Source organism: Borreliella bavariensis PBi, from assembly GCF_000196215.1.
Classification (GTDB): Bacteria; Spirochaetota; Spirochaetia; order Borreliales; family Borreliaceae; genus Borreliella; species Borreliella garinii.
Window position 1 is genome coordinate 496461 of sequence record NC_006156.1, and the last position, 22340, is coordinate 518800.

At 30.5% G+C, this 22340-nt stretch carries 35 protein-coding genes and 1 pseudogene; 34 read left to right on the forward strand and 2 right to left on the reverse strand.

Annotation, left to right across the window (positions count from 1 at the left end; all coding sequences use genetic code 11):
- Positions 1–20 precede the first annotated feature (20 nt).
- A pseudogene (locus BG_RS02370) lies at positions 21–410 on the reverse strand (hypothetical protein).
- A 476-nt stretch (positions 411–886) separates the two neighbouring features.
- Between BG_RS02370 and tuf the strand changes: the two are divergent.
- From tuf to BG_RS02520, 31 genes are all read left to right on the forward strand, one after another.
- A complete protein-coding gene (gene tuf, locus BG_RS02375; protein WP_011193796.1) occupies positions 887–2071 on the forward strand; it encodes an elongation factor Tu in 1185 nt (394 codons plus the stop codon).
- A 51-nt stretch (positions 2072–2122) separates the two neighbouring features.
- Positions 2123–2434: a 30S ribosomal protein S10 gene (rpsJ, locus tag BG_RS02380; protein WP_002557068.1), complete on the forward strand. Its 312-nt coding sequence runs from the start codon at positions 2123–2125 to the stop codon at positions 2432–2434.
- A gap of 40 nt (positions 2435–2474) precedes the next feature.
- The gene (gene rplC, locus BG_RS02385; RefSeq protein ID WP_011193797.1) at positions 2475–3095 is read left to right on the forward strand and encodes a 50S ribosomal protein L3; all 621 of its coding nucleotides are present in this window, start codon (positions 2475–2477) and stop codon (positions 3093–3095) included.
- 9 nt (positions 3096–3104) lie between these two features.
- Positions 3105–3734: a 50S ribosomal protein L4 gene (gene rplD / locus BG_RS02390; protein WP_011193798.1), complete on the forward strand. Its 630-nt coding sequence runs from the start codon at positions 3105–3107 to the stop codon at positions 3732–3734.
- A 20-nt stretch (positions 3735–3754) separates the two neighbouring features.
- Positions 3755–4051 carry a 50S ribosomal protein L23 gene (rplW, locus tag BG_RS02395; protein WP_011193800.1) on the forward strand — a complete coding sequence of 99 codons (297 nt, stop codon included), beginning with the start codon at positions 3755–3757 and terminating at the stop codon, positions 4049–4051.
- 21 nt (positions 4052–4072) lie between these two features.
- Positions 4073–4906, forward strand: a complete 834-nt coding sequence (rplB, locus tag BG_RS02400) for a 50S ribosomal protein L2 (RefSeq protein ID WP_011193801.1) — start codon at positions 4073–4075, stop codon at positions 4904–4906.
- A gap of 9 nt (positions 4907–4915) precedes the next feature.
- Entirely contained in the window at positions 4916–5194 is a 279-nt protein-coding gene (gene rpsS, locus BG_RS02405) for a 30S ribosomal protein S19 (RefSeq protein WP_002557073.1), read from the forward strand.
- Positions 5195–5201: 7 nt separating this feature from the next.
- On the forward strand, positions 5202–5564 hold the full coding sequence (rplV, locus tag BG_RS02410; protein WP_004790845.1) for a 50S ribosomal protein L22: 363 nt from the start codon (positions 5202–5204) through the stop codon (positions 5562–5564).
- 3 nt (positions 5565–5567) lie between these two features.
- Complete coding sequence (rpsC, locus tag BG_RS02415) at positions 5568–6446, forward strand: 30S ribosomal protein S3 (RefSeq protein ID WP_011193803.1); 879 nt, start codon at positions 5568–5570, stop codon at positions 6444–6446.
- A 4-nt stretch (positions 6447–6450) separates the two neighbouring features.
- Positions 6451–6867, forward strand: a complete 417-nt coding sequence (rplP, locus tag BG_RS02420) for a 50S ribosomal protein L16 (protein WP_011193804.1) — start codon at positions 6451–6453, stop codon at positions 6865–6867.
- A 2-nt stretch (positions 6868–6869) separates the two neighbouring features.
- Positions 6870–7070: a 50S ribosomal protein L29 gene (gene rpmC, locus BG_RS02425; RefSeq protein WP_011193805.1), complete on the forward strand. Its 201-nt coding sequence runs from the start codon at positions 6870–6872 to the stop codon at positions 7068–7070.
- A gap of 2 nt (positions 7071–7072) precedes the next feature.
- Positions 7073–7327: a 30S ribosomal protein S17 gene (gene rpsQ, locus BG_RS02430; RefSeq protein ID WP_011193806.1), complete on the forward strand. Its 255-nt coding sequence runs from the start codon at positions 7073–7075 to the stop codon at positions 7325–7327.
- 27 nt (positions 7328–7354) lie between these two features.
- The gene (rplN, locus tag BG_RS02435; protein WP_011193807.1) at positions 7355–7723 is read left to right on the forward strand and encodes a 50S ribosomal protein L14; all 369 of its coding nucleotides are present in this window, start codon (positions 7355–7357) and stop codon (positions 7721–7723) included.
- Positions 7724–7737: 14 nt separating this feature from the next.
- Positions 7738–8043: a 50S ribosomal protein L24 gene (gene rplX, locus BG_RS02440; RefSeq protein WP_011193808.1), complete on the forward strand. Its 306-nt coding sequence runs from the start codon at positions 7738–7740 to the stop codon at positions 8041–8043.
- A gap of 5 nt (positions 8044–8048) precedes the next feature.
- A complete protein-coding gene (gene rplE / locus BG_RS02445) occupies positions 8049–8597 on the forward strand; it encodes a 50S ribosomal protein L5 (protein ID WP_011193809.1) in 549 nt (182 codons plus the stop codon).
- A 17-nt stretch (positions 8598–8614) separates the two neighbouring features.
- Positions 8615–8800: a type Z 30S ribosomal protein S14 gene (locus BG_RS04735; protein ID WP_004791438.1), complete on the forward strand. Its 186-nt coding sequence runs from the start codon at positions 8615–8617 to the stop codon at positions 8798–8800.
- A 9-nt stretch (positions 8801–8809) separates the two neighbouring features.
- Positions 8810–9208 (forward strand): 30S ribosomal protein S8, encoded by a 399-nt coding sequence (rpsH, locus tag BG_RS02450; RefSeq protein WP_011193810.1) that lies wholly within the window; start codon positions 8810–8812, stop codon positions 9206–9208.
- 17 nt (positions 9209–9225) lie between these two features.
- The gene (gene rplF, locus BG_RS02455; RefSeq protein WP_011193811.1) at positions 9226–9768 is read left to right on the forward strand and encodes a 50S ribosomal protein L6; all 543 of its coding nucleotides are present in this window, start codon (positions 9226–9228) and stop codon (positions 9766–9768) included.
- Between the two features lie 17 nt (positions 9769–9785).
- Positions 9786–10145: a 50S ribosomal protein L18 gene (gene rplR, locus BG_RS02460; RefSeq protein ID WP_004790849.1), complete on the forward strand. Its 360-nt coding sequence runs from the start codon at positions 9786–9788 to the stop codon at positions 10143–10145.
- A 12-nt stretch (positions 10146–10157) separates the two neighbouring features.
- Positions 10158–10658 (forward strand): 30S ribosomal protein S5, encoded by a 501-nt coding sequence (rpsE, locus tag BG_RS02465; protein WP_011193812.1) that lies wholly within the window; start codon positions 10158–10160, stop codon positions 10656–10658.
- Between the two features lie 3 nt (positions 10659–10661).
- The gene (gene rpmD / locus BG_RS02470) at positions 10662–10973 is read left to right on the forward strand and encodes a 50S ribosomal protein L30 (RefSeq protein ID WP_004791144.1); all 312 of its coding nucleotides are present in this window, start codon (positions 10662–10664) and stop codon (positions 10971–10973) included.
- Positions 10966–11403, forward strand: coding sequence for a 50S ribosomal protein L15 (rplO, locus tag BG_RS02475; RefSeq protein WP_011193813.1), 438 nt, complete (start codon positions 10966–10968; stop codon positions 11401–11403). The genes rpmD and rplO overlap by 8 nt, the downstream gene beginning before the upstream one ends.
- A gap of 12 nt (positions 11404–11415) precedes the next feature.
- Positions 11416–12720, forward strand: coding sequence for a preprotein translocase subunit SecY (secY, locus tag BG_RS02480; protein ID WP_011193814.1), 1305 nt, complete (start codon positions 11416–11418; stop codon positions 12718–12720).
- Between the two features lie 12 nt (positions 12721–12732).
- Entirely contained in the window at positions 12733–12846 is a 114-nt protein-coding gene (gene rpmJ / locus BG_RS02485) for a 50S ribosomal protein L36 (protein WP_004790059.1), read from the forward strand.
- Positions 12847–12863: 17 nt separating this feature from the next.
- Positions 12864–13241: a 30S ribosomal protein S13 gene (gene rpsM, locus BG_RS02490; protein WP_004791369.1), complete on the forward strand. Its 378-nt coding sequence runs from the start codon at positions 12864–12866 to the stop codon at positions 13239–13241.
- A 27-nt stretch (positions 13242–13268) separates the two neighbouring features.
- Positions 13269–13661: a 30S ribosomal protein S11 gene (rpsK, locus tag BG_RS02495; protein ID WP_002557092.1), complete on the forward strand. Its 393-nt coding sequence runs from the start codon at positions 13269–13271 to the stop codon at positions 13659–13661.
- Between the two features lie 15 nt (positions 13662–13676).
- Positions 13677–14711 (forward strand): DNA-directed RNA polymerase subunit alpha, encoded by a 1035-nt coding sequence (locus tag BG_RS02500; RefSeq protein WP_011193815.1) that lies wholly within the window; start codon positions 13677–13679, stop codon positions 14709–14711.
- A gap of 21 nt (positions 14712–14732) precedes the next feature.
- The gene (gene rplQ / locus BG_RS02505; RefSeq protein ID WP_011193816.1) at positions 14733–15104 is read left to right on the forward strand and encodes a 50S ribosomal protein L17; all 372 of its coding nucleotides are present in this window, start codon (positions 14733–14735) and stop codon (positions 15102–15104) included.
- A 69-nt stretch (positions 15105–15173) separates the two neighbouring features.
- Positions 15174–16706, forward strand: coding sequence for a ribonuclease Y (rny, locus tag BG_RS02510; protein WP_011193817.1), 1533 nt, complete (start codon positions 15174–15176; stop codon positions 16704–16706).
- Positions 16696–17484, forward strand: coding sequence for a TIGR00282 family metallophosphoesterase (locus tag BG_RS02515; protein ID WP_011193818.1), 789 nt, complete (start codon positions 16696–16698; stop codon positions 17482–17484). The genes rny and BG_RS02515 overlap by 11 nt, the downstream gene beginning before the upstream one ends.
- Positions 17465–18256, forward strand: a complete 792-nt coding sequence (locus tag BG_RS02520; protein WP_044007892.1) for a TlyA family RNA methyltransferase — start codon at positions 17465–17467, stop codon at positions 18254–18256. Before BG_RS02515 ends, BG_RS02520 begins: the two co-directional genes overlap by 20 nt.
- On the opposite strand, the gene BG_RS02525 is transcribed toward BG_RS02520, so the two are convergent.
- Positions 18253–18999 carry a GerMN domain-containing protein gene (locus tag BG_RS02525; RefSeq protein WP_011193820.1) on the reverse strand — a complete coding sequence of 249 codons (747 nt, stop codon included), beginning with the start codon at positions 18997–18999 and terminating at the stop codon, positions 18253–18255. The two genes, BG_RS02520 and BG_RS02525, sit on opposite strands and share 4 nt — an antisense overlap.
- A gap of 86 nt (positions 19000–19085) precedes the next feature.
- On the opposite strand from BG_RS02525, the gene der reads away from it, so the two are divergent.
- Genes der through BG_RS02540 form a run of 3 tightly spaced genes read left to right on the forward strand, consistent with a single transcriptional unit; the run spans position 19086 to position 22326 of the window.
- Positions 19086–20387, forward strand: coding sequence for a ribosome biogenesis GTPase Der (gene der / locus BG_RS02530; RefSeq protein ID WP_011193821.1), 1302 nt, complete (start codon positions 19086–19088; stop codon positions 20385–20387).
- Positions 20384–21643: a DUF8515 domain-containing protein gene (locus tag BG_RS02535; RefSeq protein ID WP_011193822.1), complete on the forward strand. Its 1260-nt coding sequence runs from the start codon at positions 20384–20386 to the stop codon at positions 21641–21643. The genes der and BG_RS02535 overlap by 4 nt, the downstream gene beginning before the upstream one ends.
- Complete coding sequence (locus BG_RS02540) at positions 21640–22326, forward strand: HAD family hydrolase (protein ID WP_011193823.1); 687 nt, start codon at positions 21640–21642, stop codon at positions 22324–22326. Before BG_RS02535 ends, BG_RS02540 begins: the two co-directional genes overlap by 4 nt.
- The last annotated feature ends 14 nt before the right edge of the window (positions 22327–22340 follow it).

The following is a 22340-nucleotide window of genomic DNA, read 5'->3' on the forward strand; positions in this document are numbered from 1 at the left end:
TTTTAAATTGTTTCTCTTTGTTATTGTTTTTCAAAAATATATAATATGTTTTTTCTTTTAGTGTTGATTTTAATTTTCAAATAAAAAGTTTTTGTTTCAAATCCATTAAGTTTTTATCTAATTAATTCACCCGTTTTGCTGCCTTCTTTAAAAATTGCTAATGAATTTGCATTGATATTTTCTCCACTTTTGTTTTTAAGCGCAATTATTAGATTGTTTTTGCTGTCGGATTTGTAGTTTACCATTTCTACTTTTTTAGTAGTTTTTATAGTGCTAATAAGATAGGTAATTTCTTGTGCATGCTCTTTTTATTTTATTGTACTTGTTTTCAAACAAGATATAAAAACAATTGAAATACTAGTAATTGTAAGCATTAGGAGCAATTTAAGTTTAAATTTTTGAATTTTCATCATTTTTATTATATTTTTTTTATTGGATCAGTGTTAACCTTTTTGATAAAACAAAGATGTTTGATCAATTTTAAATGGTGACTAGATTTTGAAGATTATTGACTATTGTTTTGAATTTTATTATTCGAGTATTTTTTATTTTAGGCAGTTGTTTTTAAAGCTTTATTTTTAAATATTTTGTGCTTTTCTTTAATTAATATAAAGTTTATGTTAATTTTAATACTATGTTATATGTGAGATTAATTAAGTTTAAAAGTTAAAGTATGTTGACTATATTTTATAAAATGTGTAGAATTTTAAAGCTATTAAAATTTTTTAGAAAAACACGCAGTGCGGGTCAATTTCTAAAAAATAGTTTTTTATTTTTTGATTATTTGTAGCTATTTTTTATTTTGATAATAATAAAATTATTAAAAATTTTTTAAAGAGATTAAATGTAAGTAGCTATTTAGAATGTGAAATTTAGGAGGTTAATCATGGCAAAAGAAGTTTTTCAAAGAACAAAGCCGCACATGAATGTTGGAACAATAGGTCATGTTGATCATGGTAAAACAACATTAACAGCGGCTATTAGTATTTATTGTTCAAAATTAAATAAAGATGCAAAAGCATTAAAGTATGAAGATATTGACAATGCACCAGAAGAGAAAGCAAGAGGAATAACAATTAATGCTAGGCATATTGAGTACGAAACAGCCAATAGGCACTATGCTCATGTTGATTGTCCAGGCCATGCTGATTATATAAAAAATATGATTACAGGAGCAGCGCAAATGGATGCAGCTATACTTTTAGTTGCTGCTGATAGTGGTGCTGAGCCCCAAACAAAAGAGCATTTACTTCTTGCTCAAAGAATGGGAATAAAGAAAATAATAGTTTTTTTAAATAAATTAGATTTAGCAGATCCTGAACTTGTTGAACTTGTTGAAGTTGAAGTTTTAGAGCTTGTTGAAAAATATGGCTTTTCAGCTAATACCCCAATAATCAAGGGTTCGGCTTTTGGCGCTATGTCTAATCCAGAAGATCCTGAATCTACAAAATGTGTTAAAGAGCTTCTTGAATCTATGGATAATTATTTTGATCTTCCAGAAAGAGATATTGATAAGCCATTTTTGCTTGCTGTTGAAGATGTGTTTTCTATTTCAGGAAGAGGTACTGTTGCTACTGGGCGTATTGAAAGAGGTGTTATTAAGGTTGGTCAAGAAGTTGAAATAGTCGGCATTAAAGAAACCAGAAAAACCACTGTTACTGGTGTTGAAATGTTTCAAAAAATTCTTGAGCAAGGTCAAGCAGGGGATAATGTTGGTCTTCTTTTGAGAGGAGTTGATAAAAAAGATATTGAGAGAGGACAGGTTTTGTCAGCTCCGGGCACAATTACTCCTCATAAGAAGTTTAAAGCTTCAATTTATTGTTTGACTAAAGAAGAAGGTGGTAGACATAAGCCATTTTTCCCAGGGTATAGGCCACAATTCTTTTTTAGAACAACTGATGTTACTGGCGTTGTTGCTTTAGAGGGCAAAGAAATGGTTATGCCTGGCGATAATGTTGATATTGTTGTTGAGCTGATCTCTTCAATAGCTATGGATAAAAATGTAGAATTTGCTGTTCGAGAAGGCGGGAGAACTGTTGCCTCAGGAAGAATTCTTGAGATATTGGAATAGTTTAAGACTTTAGGGATATATTTAATACTCTCTAAAGTTTAGGAGAATAAATTGATTGCTAAAGATAAGATACGCGTAAGATTATTTAGTTTTGATGTTAAGATATTAGATCAGAGTGCCGAATCTATTGTTAAAGCTGTTCAGAAGGCTAAGGCTCAGATTAAGGGTCCAATCCCTTTGCCGACAAAAATAAAAAAATATACTGTTTTACGTTCTCCTCATGTCAATAAAAAGTCAAGAGAGCAATTTGAGATGCGAACTCATAAAAGGCTTATTGATATCTTAGAACCCACTTCTGCTTTAATGGATTCTTTAATGAAATTAGAGCTTCCAGCAGGCGTTGAGGTAGATATTAAACAGTAAATGATATTTTAAGTTAAGTATATGAATTTGAGGTGTTTTAATGTTGGGATTGATTGGAAAAAAAGTTGGCATGACTCAGATATTTCAGAAAAATGGCATTGTGATTCCTGTTACTGTTATAGAGTTTCAGCCCAATTATATTATAGGGAAGAAAACAGTCGATAGAGATGGTTATAGCGCTCTTATAGCAGGTTCTGTTGATCTTAAGGGTTCTAAAGTTTCAAAGCCTATAAAAGGTCAATATAAGAGTTTAAAAGATATTGAGCCTAAAAAATATGTAATAGAGCTTAAGGGGCTTGACGGATATGATGCTGGGGATGAGATTAAGGTTGATGTTTTTAAGTCAGTTAAGTATGTAGATGTTACAGGTACTACTAAAGGCAAAGGTTTTCAAGGAGCTATGAAAAGGCATAATTTTAGTGGTGGTCCATCTTCTCATGGATCAAAATTCCATAGACATCTTGGTGGAACAGGACAAGCTACTACTCCCGCAAGAACATTTAAAGGGACCAAAATGGCTGGTAGAATGGGTGGAAATAAACAAACTATTCAAAATCTTGAAGTTGTTTTAATTGATGAAGAAAATAGGGCTATTCTGGTAAAAGGAGCTGTGCCTGGTGCTAAGGGTTCTTTTGTTGTTGTTAAGAAATCTAAAAAGTAGGTATTTAGTATGGAAAGAAAAGTTTTTTCTAAAGATGGGAAAGAGATCGGTACTATAAATTTGGATGATAGAGTTTTTAATATAGAAATTAGTCATGGGTCTATTTATAATGCTATAAAAAATGAGTTGTCTAATCTTAGGGTTGGAACATCTTCAACTAAAACCAGATCAGAGGTTAGGGGTAGTTCTAAAAAGCCTTGGAAGCAAAAAGGAACTGGCAGGGCTAGAGTGGGTACAAAGCGAAATCCAATTTGGATTGGCGGAGGTATAGCATTAGGTCCAAAACCCAGAGATTATAGCTATAGATTGCCTAAAAAGGTAAAAAGGCTTGCATTTAAGTCTGTATTAAGTTTACGTGCTGCTGATGAAAATAATTTTAAGGTTGTTGAGAATTTTAATATTGAATCAGGTAAAACAAAAGATCTTGCTTTAATAATCAAGAATTTTGCGAGTTTCAATGGTAAGGTAGTCATTCTTTTGGGCAATGATGATCAGATGATTAAAAGGGCTGGTAAAAATATAAGAGATTTAAAGATTTTGTCTTTTAATAAACTTAGAGTTGTTGATTTGTTTTATGCTAAGAATTTAATAGCCCTGGAATCTGCTGTTAACAAGCTTAATGAGTTTTATGTTAAATAAAAAAGATGTTGAGGATAAGTATGAAAGCTTATGATATAATAGTTTCACCTATGCTTACTGAAAAAACCAATACTCAAAGAGAAAGTATTAATGTTTATGTTTTTAAGGTTAATAAGAGAGCAAATAAAAAAGAGGTTGGTGCAGCAATAAAAGAACTTTTCAATGTTACTCCAGTATCGTGTAATTTACTTAATATTAAAAGTAAAGCCAAGGTTGTGGTGTCTCGAAGAGGATATCCTATAGGTAAGGGGAAAACTTCTTCATGGAAGAAGGCATATGTTTATCTCAAAAAGGAAGATAAAATAGATATTTTTTAGTGGTTTTGGAGAAAAATAAATATGGGTATTAAGACTTATAAGCCAAAAACTTCTTCTTTGCGCTATAAGACGACTTTATCTTTTGATGATTTGAGCAAAGGTAATGATCCTTTGAAATCTTTAACAAAAGGTAAAAAATTGAAATCGGGCAGAGATTCTTCTGGTAGGATTAGCATTAGAAGAAGAGGTGGTGGGCATAAGAGAAAATATAGGTTGATTGATTTTAATCGAAGAGATAAATTTAGCATTCCTGCTCGAGTTGCTTCTATTGAATATGATCCCAATAGAAGTGCTAATATAGCTTTGCTTGTTTATAAAGATGGAGAAAAAAGGTATATTATTTCTCCTAAAGGAATTAAGGTTGGAGATGTTTTGGAAAGTGGTCCGAATGCCCCAATTAAAATTGGCAATGCTTTACCCCTTGAAAACATTCCTATTGGAAGAACTATTCACAATATCGAGCTTAATGTGGGAAAGGGTGGACAGCTTGTAAGAAGTGCTGGGGGGTATGCCATGATACTTGCTTCTGATGGGAATTATGTCACTGTAAAATTGTCATCTGGTGAGATGAGGTTAATTTTCAAAAAATGTATTGCAACAATCGGTGAAATTGGGAATGAAGATTATGCTAATGTTTCTATAGGGAAGGCTGGTAAAAGTAGGTGGCTTGGTAGAAGACCTAAGGTTAGAGGTGTTGCTATGAATCCTGTTGACCATCCGCATGGTGGTGGTGAAGGGAAAACTTCTGGAGGTCGCCATCCTGTGTCTCCTTGGGGACAGCCTACTAAAGGCTATAAGACTCGCAAGAAGAAGAGATATTCAGATAAATTTATTATTAAAAGAAGAAATAAATAGGAGAGTATAGTGGCAAGATCTATTAAAAAAGGACCTTTTATAGAAAAGAGTCTTTATCAAAAAGTTTTATCATCTTTTGGAAGTGAGAAGAGGGTTGTTATTAAAACCTATTCCAGATCTTCAACAATAATTCCTGAAATGGTAAGTCTTACTATATCTGTTTACAATGGCAAGACTTTTATACCTATTTATATTACTGAGGATCTTGTGGGACATAAGCTTGGTGAGTTTTCACCTACAAGGATTTTTAGAGGGCATGCTAAGTCAGATAAAAAGGGAAGGAAATAGAGTAGTTATGTTGGTAAATAGAAGATATACAGCAAGGGGCAAAAATTTACCCTCTTCTCCAAAAAAAGTTAGGCCAATAGCTGACAATATACGGGGGAAGTCTTATATTAAAGCTATTGCAGTGCTTTGTTCTATGCCTAATAAAGGAGCTAAGCTTTTAGAAAAAGTTGTTAAATCAGCAGCATCAAATGCGATGTATCACAATAAAAATCTTTCCGAGGACATGATATTTGTTAAAATAGTTATGGTTGATGATGGGCGTCGTCGTAAAAAGATTTGGCCTAGGGCTAGAGGTAGAGCTGATAGGCTTGTTAATAGAAATTGTCATATTTTTGTTGAAGTTGATGAAAAAAAAGATATTAAAGGATAAAGCATGGGCCAAAAAGTACATCCATATAGCTTAAGGGTAAAAATTAATAAGGATTGGAAATCAAAATGGTATTTTGATAAAAAATTGTATTCTACAATTCTTCATGAAGACTTTTTAATAAGACTGGAGATTATGAAGTTTCTTAAAGGGATTAAATTTGATATTTCTGATATAGAAATAATTAGAAATAATCCTCAAAAAGTAACAGTAGTAATTGTTACTCCAAGGCCTGGTTCTGTGATAGGACTTAAAGGTTCTAATCTTGAAAAAATTGGGCAATTGTTAACTAAAAAAATTTCTAAAAAGATTAGTATTAAAATCAAAGAGGTTAAAAGACCAGAGCTTGATGCTCAAATTATTGCTAATGGGATTGCAAAGCAAGTAGAAAATAGAGTGTCTTATAGGAAAGTTTTAAAATCATCTCTTTCTACTTCTATGTTAAAAGGTGCTCAAGGGCTAAAAATTAAAATTGCTGGTAGACTTGGTGGGGCTGAGATTGCAAGAAGCTTTGAAGTTAAGGAAGGTCGGGTTCCTTTACACACCCTTAGAGCTAATATAGATTATGGGTTTTCTGAAGCCCAAACTACTTACGGCATTATTGGAGTTAAGGTTTGGTTATTTAAAGGTGAAGTTTTAGGTAGGCAAACCAATTCTGATGCTGGGCAGGTAATAAATAAAAAGCCTTTTAGAGAAAGAGGCGAGTCCGTTAAAAATTTTGATAAAATTTTAAATAATAGAGAAAAGGCTAATGAAAGGCAAAGTAGGGCTGCTTTAAATAAAAAAGATGGATTATCTAAAGACGAAACAGGTCTTTTAAATAAGCTTGGTTCGTCTTTTTCTAAAGAAAGAATCGATTCTAATGAGCAGAATATTGGAGGATAATTAGATGTTAAGTCCAAAAAAGGTTAAATATAGAAAAAAGCAGAGGGGAAGATTGTCTGGAGAGGCTCAGAAGGGCAATAAAATTTCTTTTGGTGAATATGGACTTGTTTCTTTGGAAACAAGTTTTATTACTGCTCGCCAAATTGAAGCTGCTCGTATTGCAATGACTCGTAAAATAAAAAGAGGTGGGAGAGTTTGGATAAGAATATTTCCTGATATTCCTTATACTAAAAAACCAGCTGAAACTAGAATGGGCAAAGGTAAAGGGGGTGTTGATCATTGGAATGCTCCTGTTAAGCTTGGCACTGTTATGTTTGAAATGGCTGGAGTTATAGAGGAGCTTGCTCAAGAGGCTATGTCACTTGCGAGTTCTAAACTTCCAGTAAAAACCATGTTTGTTGTAAGACGAGATTTGAGGTAATTATGTTAAAAAGTTTTAAGAATTTTACTCTTGAAGACATGAAGGCCAAAAGGCTAGAATTAAAGAAAGAATATTTAGATTTAAGATTTAAATCTATTGTTGGTCATGTTGAAAATCCTTTAAAGAAAAGAGAGATTAGACGTGATATTGCAAGGCTTAATACAATAATTTGTGAATATGAATTAGGTATTAGAAAGGTTTAAATATGGCAAGAGAAAATAAAAAAGAATTAATTGGTAAGGTTGTTAGTGATAAGATGTCTAAGACTATAGTAGTAGAAATTGTTCAAAGGAAGATGCATCCAATCTATCATAAGTATTTAAAGGTTAGCAAGAAGGTTAAAGCACATGACGAAAAAGAAGTTTCAAAGGTTGGCGATAAGGTAAAAATTATTGAAGTTCGGCCTATTAGTAAAGATAAGAGATGGGCTCTTGTTGAGGTTTTAGAAAAATTAAAATAGCTTTGATTTTTCTAAAGGAGGTTGATTATGATTCAGATGCAAACTTATTTAACAATTGCTGATAATACTGGTGGCAAGCTAGCTCAATGTATTAAAGTGCTTGGTGGTAGTAAAAGGCGTTATGCCAAAATCGGGGACATAATAACTATTGTAGTAAAACAAGCAATTCCTAATTCTTCTGTTAAAAAAGGAGATGTTTGTAAAGCTGTAATTATTAGGACTTCTAAGGAAGTAAGACGTAAGAACGGAACTTATGTTAGATTTGATGATAATGCTTGTGTGATACTTGATGCCAATTTGAGCCCTAGGGGTAAAAGGGTGTTTGGGCCTGTTGCAAGAGAACTTAGGGATGCTAATTTTATGAAGGTAGTATCATTGGCCTCAGAAGTAATATAGCAAAAGGGGGTTTTGTGAAAACAAAGTTGAAGATAGGTGATAGCGTAAAAATTCTTTCTGGAAAAGATAAGGGAAGAATAGGTAAGATTGCTAGTATAAATAGAAAAAAAAATAAAGTTATTGTTGAATCTTGCAATATGGTTAAAAAAGTTATTAAAGCTAGGACACCCCAAGAAAAAGGTAAAATAATAGATAAGGAGGCCGCTATAGATATTTCAAATGTAATAATATTTATCAAAGGAACTTCTTCAAGATTGGGCATTAGATTTGAAAATAATGAAAAAATAAGATATCTTAAAAAAAATGGACAGAGGATATAGAGTTTATGAATTATATTCCTGAATTGAAGAAATATTATAAAGACAGTGTTATAAAGGAGCTTGTTAAGGAATTTGAATATAAATCTATAATGCAAGTTCCCAAGCTTGAGAAAATAGTAGTTTCTGTAGGTGTTGGTGAGGCTGTTAGGAATAAGAAGTTGTTAGATTCTGCTGTTTTAGAGCTTTCTCAGATCACTGGTCAGAAAGCTGTAAAGACAAAAGCAAAAAAAGCAATAGCAGGATTTAAAATTAGACAAGGCCAAGAAATAGGCGCTAAAGTTACGCTTAGGGGCAATGCAATGTATGAATTTTTATACAAGCTTATTCATTTAGCATTGCCAAGGGTTAAGGATTTTAGGGGAATCAATGGAAATGCTTTTGATGGTAATGGAAATTATTCTTTTGGGATAACGGAGCAAATAATATTTTCTGAGATAGACTATGATAAAATAGAAAGAATATCTGGTTTGAATGTTACAATTGTAACAACAGCTTCAAATGACAAAGAAAGTAAAGCTTTGCTTTTAAAATTTGGAATGCCGTTTAGTAATTAAAGGGATTTATAAGGTATATGGCTAAAAAATCAATGATTATTAGGGCTTTAAGAAAGCCTAAGTATAAAACAAGGCAAAATAATAGATGCAAGTTATGTGGTCGTCCAAGAGGATATTTGAGAGATTTTTGTATGTGTCGAATATGTTTTAGAAAGTATGCGTCTCAAGGATTAATTCCTGGCGTTTCAAAATCAAGTTGGTAAGGGGATTTTATGGCGATTACTTATTCAGTAGGAGATATGCTAACTAAATTGAGGAATGCAAGCAGAGTTAAGCATGGATCTGTAGATTTAAAGATGTCTAATATGAATAAATCAATATTAAACATTCTTAAAGAAGAAGGTTATATCAAGGATTTTAATTTTTTAGAAAAAGAAGGAATTGCTTTTATTAAGGTTTTATTAAAGTATGACAACAAAAGAAATCCTGTTATAAATAAAATAGATGCCATTTCTACTCCCGGTAGAAAAATTTATTCTTCGTATAAAAATATGCCAAGAATAAAGAATGGATATGGAATATTAATCATATCTTCTTCCAAAGGTGTTATTACTGGCAAGGAAGCTAAAAATAAAAAAATAGGTGGTGAGTTGATTTGCTCAGTTTGGTAGTTTAATAGGGGGAATATATGTCACGTATTGGAAGACTTCCGATAAAGATTCCAGATACTGTTAAGATTGATGTTAAAGGCAATTTAGTAATAGTTGAAGGTACTAGGGGAAAATTGGTTCAAGATATAAAAGACAGCATTAATGTTAAAGTTGAGAATGGTAGCGTTATTGTTAATCGAGCTTTTAATGATAAAAAAACAAAGGCTTACCATGGTCTTTATAGAAGTTTGATTTTTAACATGGTAAAAGGAGTAACTGAAGGATTTTCCAAGTCTCTTACTATAAATGGTATAGGGTATAGAGTAGAGCAACAAGGCAATAGCCTTTTTTTAAACCTTGGTTATTCAACTCAGTTTGAATATGTTGTTCCAGATGGTGTTAGTGTAAAGCTTGATGGTAATACTAAAATTTCTGTTGAAGGAATAGACAAGTTTAAGGTTGGTCAGGTTGCTGCCGAGATTAGAAGTTTAAAAAAACCAGAGCCATATAAAGGAAAAGGTATTAAGTATGACAATGAAGTTATTAGAAGAAAAGTTGGAAAATCTGGTGTAAAAAAATAAATTTTGGGTTAGTAGTTATGAAAAAAATAAAAGAAGCAGAACAGAGAAAGCTTAGGCGTAAAAAAAGAATAAAGGACAAAATAGGGCGTGGAGTAGCGAGCAGGCCACGAATTACTATATTTAAATCTAATAGGTATTTTTATGCACAAGTCATAGATGATAGCAGGGGGCATACTGTTGTAAGTATTTCTACTATTGAAAAAAGTCTTAATTTAAGCAAAAATATTGATGATATAAAAAAACTTGGAGAAGTTCTTGCTAAAAGGCTTAAGGAGAAAAATATAAATAATCTTATTTTTGACAGAAATGGTTATAAGTATCATGGACTTATTGCAAGTTTTGCAACTTCTTTGAGAGAGTTTGGTATTAATATTTAAGGGAGTGTATTTATGGTAGATGTTCAGGCACAGAGAAAGCAGATAGAAAAATTAATATCACTCAACAGAGTTACTAAAGTTGTTAAGGGTGGGAGAAGATTCTCTTTTGCTGCTTTCATGGTTGTTGGAGATGGAGAAGGATATGTTGGCTGGGGTTTTGGCAAAGCTAATGATGCTAGTGATGCAATAAAAAAAAGTTTAACAAGTGCTAGAAAAAATTTAAGATTTGTTCCTATTCGAAAAGGAACATTGCCACATGAGGTTATTGGTTGCTTTAAAAAAGCTAAAGTTTTAATCAAGCCGGCTACTCATGGTACTGGTGTTATTGCAGGAGGGCCTGTTCGTGCTGTAATGGAAGCTTTAGGAGTGCATGATATTTTGAGTAAATCTCTTGGTTCTAATAATTCTATGAATGTAGTAAAGGCGACCTTTAAGGCATTTGATTTAGTTTTAAATGCTGAAAAAGTGGCAGAGATGCGCGGAAAAAAAACTTTAAAAACTTTATGGGGTTAATATATGATTAAAAGGAAATTAAGATTGCAGCTAAAGAAAGCTAGGTTTAATGCCTCAAGGTCCAGGTCTAAAAATAAATGTTTTATTAGAAGAATGGAAAAGAATAGGGAAATTATTTCTAAAAATAATATTAATGTACAAGTTTTTCTCGTAAGAAGTCTTATTGGGAAATTAAATAAAAAGGTCAAAGTTTTAAAAGCGCTAGGTTTAAATAAAATAGGCGATAAAAAGGTCCATTTTTTAAATGAATCTATTAAAGGCATGCTTAACGAGACTATTAATATGATTTTATTAAGCGAGGTAAATAATGTTTAACCTATTAAAGCCTAAAGGAGCGAGCAAGCGCCGTAAAATTGTTGGTAGAGGTCCGGGTTCAGGACTTGGTAAAACTTCTGGGAGAGGGCAAAAGGGTCAAAAAGCAAGAAATACTTCTCCAAGACTTGGATTTGAAGGTGGGCAGACTCCTCTTTATAGAAGATTACCTAGGAAAGGCTTCTCTAATAATGATTATAAATTGGAATATACAATTGTTAATCTTGGAGATATAGATAAAAAATTTAAGGATGGACAAGTAGTCAACTATGACACTTTGCTTGAAAATAAACTTATAAGAAAGAAAAATAAAAAAATTAAGATTTTGTCTAATGGAGAGCTTACAAAAAAAGTTTCCTTGGAAGTTTCTAAAATTTCTAAATCGGCTGAAAGCCTTGTAATAAGAATTGGTGGTACTATTAAATTAGTTTAAAGTGGAATAAAAATGAAAGAATTGTTTTTAAGTTTATTTACTGTTAAGGATTTAAGAAATAAGTTCTTGGTTACTTTATTTATTCTTTTTCTTTTTAGAGTTGGTTCATACTTGCCGATACCAGGAATAGATTCTGTAGCGCTGAAAAGTTATTTTAAGTCACAATCAGATTTTTCAATTGCTAATTATTTTGATTTTTTTTCAGGTGGAGCTTTTAGTAATTTTTCTATATTTATGCTTAGTATAGGGCCCTACATTTCAGCATCTATTATTGTTCAGCTTCTTGTTTATTCTTTTCCTTCTTTAAAAAAAATGCAAGAAGGTGATGGAGGAAGACAAAAGACTAAAAAATATACAAAATATTTAACAATAGTTGCAGCTATGGTTCAAGGATATGCAACAAGTCTTTATGCTAAGGGTATTCCGGGTGCCGTTACTATTCCTTTTTATAGGTATATTTTTATTGCTATTTTAACAGTTACTACAGGAACATTTATCCTTTTGTGGTTTGGAGAGCAGATTAACCAAAGAGGTGTGGGCAATGGAACATCTTTGATAATTTTTTCTGGCATAGTAGTTAGACTTCAGGCAGCTTTGTTTAACTTATTCCAAAGCATGCAAGATCCTTCTCAAAATGTTAATCCTGTTTTTGTGATACTTGTTATAAGCATATTTATTTTAGTTGTTATCTTAATTATATATGAATATAAAGCTCAAATGCGAATTGCTATTCATTATGCTAGAGCAAATTCTAATAGTACGGTTAGTTCATATTTGCCAATCAAGTTGAATCCATCGGGCGTTTTGCCTGTTATTTTTGCTTCTGTTTTAATTACTTTGCCCTTGCAAATTTTAAGCGGTTTTGCGGAAACTTCTTCTATAGCTAGACAAGTTTTATCTTATTTAAGGCCCAACGGATTTTATTATACTTTCTTGAATGTAGTCTTAATAATCGGATTTACGTATTTTTATTCTAAGATTCAGTTAAATCCTAAAGACATAAGTAATAATATTCGTAAGAACGGAGGCACTATTCCTGGAATAAAGTCTGATGAGATGGAAAAATATTTAGATGAAATTATGAATAAAACTTTATTTTCAGGATCTATTTTTTTGTCAATTATTGCAATTATTCCATTTTTAGTGCAAAATATTTTTAGATTTCCGCATGATGTTTCTAGGATAATGGGGGGGTCTTCTTTACTTATCATGATAGGAGTTGCGCTTGATACATTGATTCATATTGATGCTTATTTGAAAACTCAAGGATTTTCTTATAGAAATAAAAAAAATTATGCATTTTTGCAAAAAATTTAGGAGTGTTTAACTATGAAAGTTAGGGCAAGTGTAAAGCCAATTTGTGAAAAATGTAAAGTTATAAAAAGAAAAGGTGTATTAAGGATTATTTGTGATAATTTAAAGCACAAACAAAGACAAAAGTAAAAATTAGAGGAAATAAGATGGCTAGAATATCTGGAATAGATTTACCAAGTAATAAACAATTAAAAATAGCGCTTACTTCTATTTATGGTATAGGTAGAACAAGAGCTTTGGAAGTTTGCAATAAGTCAAGTATTTCTCCAAGCAAAATTGCTAAAGATTTAGATAATGATGAGGTTAATCGACTTAGGAAGGTAATTGAGAGTGATTATGTTGTAGAAGGAAAACTTAGAAGCGAGGTTGCTATGTCTATTAAAAGACTTATGGATATAGCATGTTATAGGGGTGTTAGGCATAGAAAAGGATTGCCTTTGAGAGGACAAAGAACTAAAACGAATGCAAGAACTAGAAAAGGGAAAAGAAAGACTGTAGCTAATAAGAAAATAGCTAGTAAGTAAAATAGTTTTTAAGATTTGGAGGGCAAGTTGAGCGCAAAATTATCAACTAATAGTAAAAAAAAAATTAAAAGAAACATCGGAGAAGGAAACGTTTATATACAAGCTACTTTTAATAATACGATAGTTACTGTATCTGATATAAAGGGGAATGCTTTAGCTTGGGCAAGTGCCGGCGGAATGGGTTTTAAAGGGGCTAAAAAGTCGACTCCATATGCTGCTCAAATAACAGCAGAATCTGCTTTAAATAAAGTAAGAGATTTTGGAATTAATTATGTTCATGTATATATAAAAGGGCCAGGTATTGGTAGAGAATCTGCAATAAGAGCTATTGGTTCAATTGGTATGACTGTAAAGTCAATTTCAGATATTACCCCTATTCCTCATAATGGATGCAGACCGAAAAAAACCAGACGAGTTTAGCTAGAAGGAGTTATGATGCCTGTAGAAAAATTTTTGAAAGATTTTACTATACCTGAAAAAATTGAATTTTTGAAAAGCCAAGATGATGGATCTTATGGTAAATTTACGATATATCCTTTTGAAAGAGGTTTTGGAGTTACTATAGGTAATACTTTAAGACGCGTGTTGCTTTCTTCTATTGAAGGGTATGCGATTACTGCTATGAGAATTCAGTCTAACAATAAAGACTCTTCGTCAAAGGTTGTTTCAAGTGAATTTGATTTGATTCCTGGAGTTTCTGAAGATACTCTTGAGGTCATTGCTAATATTAAAAATATCCATTTGAAACTTGGAGAAGGAGAGCAAAGAAAGATAATAAGCTTTAGTGTTAGCGGTAAAGATACTAAGGTTTTGAAAGCTTCTCATTTTGAAAGAGATGGCGTTGAGGTTTTTAATAGAGATTTAGTTATAGCTACTTTATCACAGGATGTGAATTTAGATCTTGAATTTCAAATTAATTATGGTAGAGGCTATGTGTCTTCTGAGCAAAATTCCAAGTATTTAGAAGAAGTTAATGTTATTGCTTTAGATTCTATATTTTCGCCTATAGAGAAAGTTTCATACTCTGTAGAAGATACTAGGGTTGGGCAAAGGTCAGATTATGACAAGCTTGTAATGGAAATTTGGACCACAGGCGTGATTTCTGCCAAAGATGCAATAAAAAAAGCCGCATCAATAATAAGAGAGTTTTTATTTCCTCTTATAGATTTTGAAGATAATATTAATACATCTTTTGAGAAATCAAAATCAGAAAGTTCTAACTTACTTGATATGAGTATTGAAAAATTGGATTTGTCAGTCAGATCTTTAAATTGTTTAGCTAAAGAAAATGTTAGAACTTTAGGGGAACTTATTAGTAAAAATGCAGAAGAGCTTTCTAAGGCAAGAAATTTTGGGAAAAAAAGTTTAGAAGAGATAATTGAAAAACTTAGTTCTTATCAATTGTTTTTAGGAATGTCTAAAGAAGATGCTTTATTTGTATTGAGTAAGAATGTTAAAATATCGGAATAAAAGGAGAGTTTAGGTTATTTCATGAAAACAAAATTAGGCTTTAATAGGTTAAGTAGGAAATCTAGTCATAGGAGAGCACTTTTAAAAAATATGGTAATTTCTTTTTTAAAACATGAAAAAATTTCTTCTACTAAGGCAAAATTGTTTGAAGTTAAAAGATTTGCTGAAAGATTAATTACAAGGGCAAAAGTTGATACTGTTCATAATAGACGGGAATTATCAAAATTTATACATGATAAGTATATTTTAAATAAGCTGTTTACAAAAATTTCTCCTGTTTTTAGGCAAAGAAGTGGTGGGTATACTCGGATGATTAAATTAGGAAAAAGATATGGAGATGCGGCTGAAATGGCTATCCTAGAATTAGTTGAAAAGCCTTTAAAAGTTGAATAATTAATAATTACACACTGTTTTAAAGATTAAAGTTTAAATTGCTTTTAAACAGCATAGGAGTTAAATGATATGATATATATTATTTTTTCTTCTATTTTTGCTGGCTTTATATTAGGATTTTTAGTAAGAGTTTTTTTAGGTAGATTGTCTTTATTAGATTTAGAAAAAAATCTGACAAAAGTAAGGGTAGAATCACAATTAGAGATAGAAAATGAAAGAAAGCAAATTATTGCTAATGCAAAATCTCAAATGCTTAAAGAAAAAAACCAGCAAGATAGGGATATAAGAGATCGGAAAAATGAGATTGTTAATCTAGAAAAAAGATTGTTACAAAGAGAAGAAACCTTAGATAAGAGGATATCTGCTCTTGATAAACAGCAGTCTAGAGTTGATTTTAAAATTAAAGAATTTGAACAAAAAGAAAAAGCAATAAGAGAAAAAGAGGCAGATCTTGTTAAAAGATTGGAGAATATTTCTGGTCTTACAAGAGAAGATGCAAGAAAAATTGTAATTGAAAAAGTTGAGCATGAATCCAGAAGAGATGCTCAAGTTATTATTAATAAAAGCGAACAGGAAGCCCAGTTATTAGCAGATAAAGTTGCAAAAGATATTTTAGTATCTACTATGCAGCGTATTGTTACAGAGGTAAGCTCGGAGTTTACAGTAGCTTCTGTTGAATTACCTAATGACGAGATGAAAGGGAGGATTATAGGTAAAGAAGGGCGCAATATTAGGGCCCTTGAAACTTTAATAGGAGCTGATATTATTATTGATGATACTCCTGAGGCTGTTGTTATCTCTTGTTTTGATCCAATAAGAAAAGAGCTTGCCAAGAGGACTTTAGAAAGACTTGTTACAGATGGCAGAATTCATCCTGCTAGGATTGAAGAAGTTGTATATAATGTTACCAATGAGATAAATAGTATTATTCAAGAAGAAGGGGAGAAAGTAGTTTTTGATCTTAATATACATGGACTTGACAAGAGACTTATTAGAGGGTTGGGAAGGCTTTATTTTAGAAGTAGTTATGGTCAAAATGTTTTAAGCCATTCTAAAGAAACGGCCATAATAGGAGAAATTTTAGCTAAAGAGATGAAATTAGATCCTATTGTAGTAAAAAGAGCATGTCTTTTACATGATATTGGGAAGGGGATGGAAAGTATTTCTGAGAATAGCGAGGGACACGCTATTACTGGTGCTGAACTTGCTCAAAGTTGTGGGGAGAGCGAAATTGTTGTTAATGCCATTGCTGCTCATCATAATGAAGTGAAACCCGAGAGTCTTGAGGCTATTGTTGTTCAAATAGCAGATGCCATTTCGGCATCTCGCCCTGGAGCAAGGCGGGAAAGTTTAAATAACTATATAAATAGACTTAAAAGACTTGAAGATATTGCATATAGTTTTGAAGGTGTTCAAAAATGTTATGCGATTCAAGCTGGTCGTGAAGTTAGAATTATTGTTGACAATGTGTTGGTTAATGATGAAAAATCAATTTTACTTGCAAGAGACATTGCTAAGAAGATAGAAGCTGAAATGAGATATCCTGGGAAAATTAAAGTTACAATTATTCGCGAAACTAGAGTTATTGAATATGCAAGATAGCACTATTAAAACCTTGATAATTGGAGATATAGTAGGCGAGAGTGGATTAAAAAAAGTTTTTTTTAATCTTAAAAATATTAAGAACAAATATAGAATAGATTTGGTAATTGCTAATGGAGAAAATTCGTCAAACGGTTTTGGAATAACTCCAGAAATAGCAAATAATCTTTTTAGATCGGGTGTTAATGTTATTACTACTGGCAATCATGTGTATTCTAATTACAAAATAAATGACTATCTCAATAAGCAAACATATATTTTAAGGCCAAATAATTTTTCAGATTTGTTAGATGGTCATGGTTATTGTTTTTTAACTATTAGAGATGAAAAGGTTGCTGTGATTAATGTTCAAGGGGTTTTAAATATGAATTTTATTGTTAAGAATCCTTTTAATAATACAAAAAAATTGGTCAATATGCTCAGCAACAAGGTTAGAACTATTTTTGTAGATTTCCATGCTGAGAGTAATTATGAAAAAGAAAGTTTTGGATATTTTTTAAATGGTTTTGTAACAGGTGTAGTTGGTACTCATACCCATGTTATGACTAAAGATGAAAGAATATTGTCAAAAGGGACAGCCTATATTAGTGATGTTGGAATGACAGGTGGATTAAATTCTGTAATAGGATTTAATCCTGATATTTCTCTTAAAGGCTTACTTAAATATACTCCTTTAAGAGCTGAAGTTGTAGAAGATAACATAATTTTACGGGGAGTTATTATTACTTCTAATCTAAAGACAGGCCGCGCTTTAAAAATTGAAAGGATTCAGAAATAATTTATTAAACATACTTTGTAAAAGGTATCCAAAAAAAACACGAGAAGAATTAATGATTTTGATTTTAACAGGGAATGTATATGTAAATTCTCATAAAGAAAAAAATCCTAAAATCTTAATAAACAAAACAAGTAAAATAGATTTAGTTGAGAATGCTTGTCAAACATTTGTATCAAGGGGAGGTTACAAGCTTTTAGAATCTCTTAAAGATTTTGAGATCGAAGTTAAAAATAAAATTTGTGTTGATGTTGGCTCTTCAACTGGTGGTTTTACTGATTGTTTATTGCAGTGTGGTGCCAATTTTGTTTATTCAGTTGATGTAGGCATTAATCAACTTTCTTATAAATTGAGAATTGATCCAAGAGTTAAAGTTTTAGAGAGAACTAATATTTTTGATGTTACAGAATTTAAAATTGTTCCTAATTTTGCGGTTGTAGATGTTTCTTTTAGATCATCAATAAGCATATGTGTGAATTTAATAGATAAGCTTTCTGATAATTTTATTATAGTTTTGATCAAGCCTCAGTTTGAGGTTAAAAGTTTAAATTTAGATATAAAAAATTTTAATGGTGTTGTGAATGGTGATTATTTGAAGACAATTTTGCAAAGTGTAATTGAAAAGTTCTATAAAAACAAATTACAAGTTAAAAATATATTAAAGTTAAAAACAAAAGGTAAAAAAGGCAATCAAGAATTTATGTTTTTAGTTGCTAGGTCAAGTGTTTTAAATATTGTAAGCTCTATGCAATTGCTTAACAATATTGAATTTTAATATTTGTCTAAAGTCTTTTTATTTAATATTCCTGAAAAGTTTAAGTTTAATTCTTCAAGTATTATTGGATTATTTTCTATTGTTAAAATTATTCCAGCAATTCCTTTAATTTCAAGACATGTCAAGGTTATTTGAGCTATTTGATTAATTATTCCTTCAATGCCAAAACTATTTTCATAAAATTCTTTAGATAGGTTTATTTTGGCAATTCCTTCGCTTAGGCTTAAGTTTAACAGCTTAGTTTTTATAGGTATTAAACTTAAAAAATTATTTTTTAGCTCGTATTCATTTGGCCCTTTGATTAAAGATTTTAGTGTTTCTTCAAGAATATTCTTGTCGTAATATATAGCTCTTTTTACAGTTTGTCTTAAAAAATAGCCTTCTGGGGTTACTTTTATAAAATAAAGTTTAATAAATTTTTTGTTTTTAAGGTTATTATTTCTTTGGTTTTGTTTGAGCTCTTCTTCAAGTTTTTTTATTTCTGGTGGTTGGATTAAAAAACTTTCATTTTTAAGTATTTTTATATTTACATTTTGATTTGCGTCTTTTTTGGCTTCAATTAACTTATTATCTTGTGTTTGACTTGATTCAAATAAACTGTTATCATAATTTTCTTCCTTAAAAATATGCATAATAAGCGAATTTTTGATTATTAATAGTGCACTAATTATTGTTAAAATAATAGCAATTAAAATTAAAAGTATGTCTGATTTAGTTGAGCTTGAACTTTTTTTTCTTTTCAATATAAACACTCATTTGTAATTGGCATAAATACTAATATTTGCTATTATAATGGAAATATCGGAATAAATAAAGAGGTATATTTGCTTTGCTTAGTTACAAAAAGGTTCTTATTGTTGGTAGACCAAATGTTGGGAAATCTGCTTTATTTAATCGAATTTTAGATGCAAAAAGAAGTATCACTGAGAGTACTTATGGTGTTACTAGAGATTTAGTTGAAGAGGTTTGTAAGGTTGGTTCTTTTAATTTTAAATTAATTGATACTGGTGGGTTTACGATCTTAAAAGATGAAATTAGCAAAATTGTTGTTCAAAAAGTTTTAAGCTCTTTAGAGAAAGTTGATTTAATTTTATTAGTTTTAGATGTTAATGAAATTTTACTTGAAGATTATGAGATTATTGAAAGACTGAGAAAATACAGTAGTAAGGTAATTTTAGTTTTAAATAAAGTAGATACTAAAGATAAGGAATTTTTAGCCCATAAATTTCATAATTTAGGGTTTAAGCGGTATTTCCTGGTTAGTGCACTTCATCGTCGAGGCATTACTAAGCTTAGAGATTTTTTAAAAGTAGAAGTCGGCAGAGTCAATATTGAGGAGGAAGTTAATATTAAGGTTGGGATTATAGGTAAGCCTAATTCAGGCAAATCTACTCTTATTAATTATTTATCTGGAAATGAAATTTCAATTGTTTCAGACCAGCCCGGCACTACTAGAGATTTTATTAAAACCAAGCTAACTAGAAATGGGAAAGTTTTTGAGATTATTGATACAGCTGGAATAAGGCGAAGGGCTAGAGTAAATGAAGTTGTTGAATATTATTCTGTTAATAGGGCATTGAAAGTAATTGACATAGTGGATATTGTTTTTTTGTTGATTGATGTTGAAGAAGAATTGACCTCTCAGGATAAAAAGATTGCCCATTATGTTACTAAAAAGGGGAAAGGAATTATTATTGTGTTTAGTAAATGGGACCTTTTAGAGGAATCTAAAGGCTATTTTGAAACCTTAAAGGGTCGTGTGAAATTTTTTTTCCCTGTTTTAAATTTTGCTCCTATATTTAGAATTTCTGTTTATAAAAAGATAGGTCTAGATTCTCTTTTTAAAGAAGCTTTGAAGGTAAAAGATCAGCTTGAGCTTAAAACCAACACTCCAGATTTAAATAAAATGTTAAATTTATGGATCAAAGACTATCATTTAAACATTTCTCATAAAATAAAATATATTACACAAGTTAGCACTAATCCTGTAAAGTTTATTCTTTTTGCAAATAAAATAAAGAATTTTCCAAATTCTTACTATAATTATTTAGTAAATAATTTACGTAAAATTGGATATAAAAATATTCCAATTTTAGTAGAATTGAGAGAAAAAATAAGAGATTTAAAGTGAAATATATATTTTTGTTCTTAATAATTAAGAGTCTAAATCTTTTTGCGCTTGAGAGCTTTTTTTATGATTTTGATATAAGGAGTAAGTATTCAAAATATTTTAATTCAAGCGATGTGCAAAAAAAAATAAGTCCAATAAAGCATTTTATTACAGAAAATTGTTACATTGAAGTTTCAAGTGCAGTTTATCCTGGGTATGTTTATTATTCTTTTTTTAATAAAAAAAAGAATGTGGATTATATTTTTCCAGGTTCTTATGTGATTAAGGTGGGTAAAGATGGTATTGAGCAGATAAAAATATTTTTCATAAACAGAGGGGATACGTTTATTAGAATAAAATCTTCAAAATTTTCTTCTAGTGCTGATTTTTATTTAATAAATACTTTAATTTATAAAGATGTTAAATTACCTTTTAAGATTCAAGACATTGCAGTAACTTCTATTGGCAATATAATAAATTATATTGCCAAGGTTATTGATTTTAGATATTTTATTCCTGAATATTTTGATATTTATAAAAATATTTCTAATATGGTAATTAGTTTAAGAAAGACTCTCTCATCTTTTCCCATTGCTGAGGTTGTTGATGGTGCAATGGATGAGTATGGCAAAATGGTTCACATAGAAACTGGGTTGTTGCAAAAAGATCCTGTAGGATTTAATTGTTCAGGATTTGTTAAATGGGTGGCGGATTCGATTTATAAATCAATGACGGGGCGACTTTTAAGAATTGATGATCTTAAGATTAGGCATATTGGTGCTAGAGGGAGTGTTTTTACTAAAAGTCAGGAATTTAACAAGGATCCTTTTTTTGGTCTTGATTGGATTCGTAATATTGCCTATAGGATAAATAATATTAATGTGGATCTAAAATTATCTAAAATTAAGGAAAATGATGTCAATAATATTAAGTTTTTTAATTATATTGACAATCGTGGCTATAAAATTGAAAATTTAGAGTTTTTATTATATAGTCTGGCTTTAGATGAGCCTGGATATATTTATTTTGGATCTATTAGTACAGGTGTTAACAATTTATCAAGCACGATGCTTCATAAACATGTTGTTTTGTTTCTTCCATTTCTTGATGAAAATAGGATTTTTAGAGTTTCAGTTAATGAGGTTAATTCTGAAACTTCAATCAAGTCTCTTCAAAAAAGATATCCAAACTCTTATATTCATTTAGTTAGAGTTAAGGTTCCTGAAAATTTACCAATAGTACCTATACCTATAAAGGCAAATAATCAATCATCATGATTAAAGCTGTAATATTTGATTTAGATGGTACCTTGTATCCTGAGGTGGATAGAAATAAATTAATGTTTTTTGAATTTTTAACTAATGTTAAGTTTTTTTTAGCTTTTAAACAGATTAGGAAAAAAATACGAATTTTACAAAGCAATCAATTTTCGCCTTCAAATAGGGATGAATTTTTGTCCCTTCAGGTTAAAATGCTTTCCCAACATTTAAATCTTGATGAGAATAGGTGTGCCTTTTTATTAAATAAAATATATTACAGTCAAACTTTTAGCGATAAGTTTAAAAAACTCAAGCCATATCTTGGAGTTCAAGATTTAATCTATTGGCTTAAATTTAAGGGAATAAAATTGGGTGTAATGTCAGACTTTCCTATTTTAGATCGTGTCAAAAATTTATTAGGCATTCAGGATAGTTTTTGGGATATTCTTTATTCTTCAGAAGATACTGGATATTTAAAGCCACATAAAGTACCTTTTTTAAAGGTTATTGAGGATTTAAATTTAAGTAGTAATAATATTTTGTATGTAGGAAATTCTTATGAATATGACATTTTGGGCGCTAAAAATGTTTCAATGAAAGCAGCTTTTTTTTCAAAAAAGAATATAAATTGGAAAGTAATGATTGATTTTATTTTTCATGATTATAAAGACTTAAGAGAATATATACGTTTAAATATATAGAATATGGGTAAAAT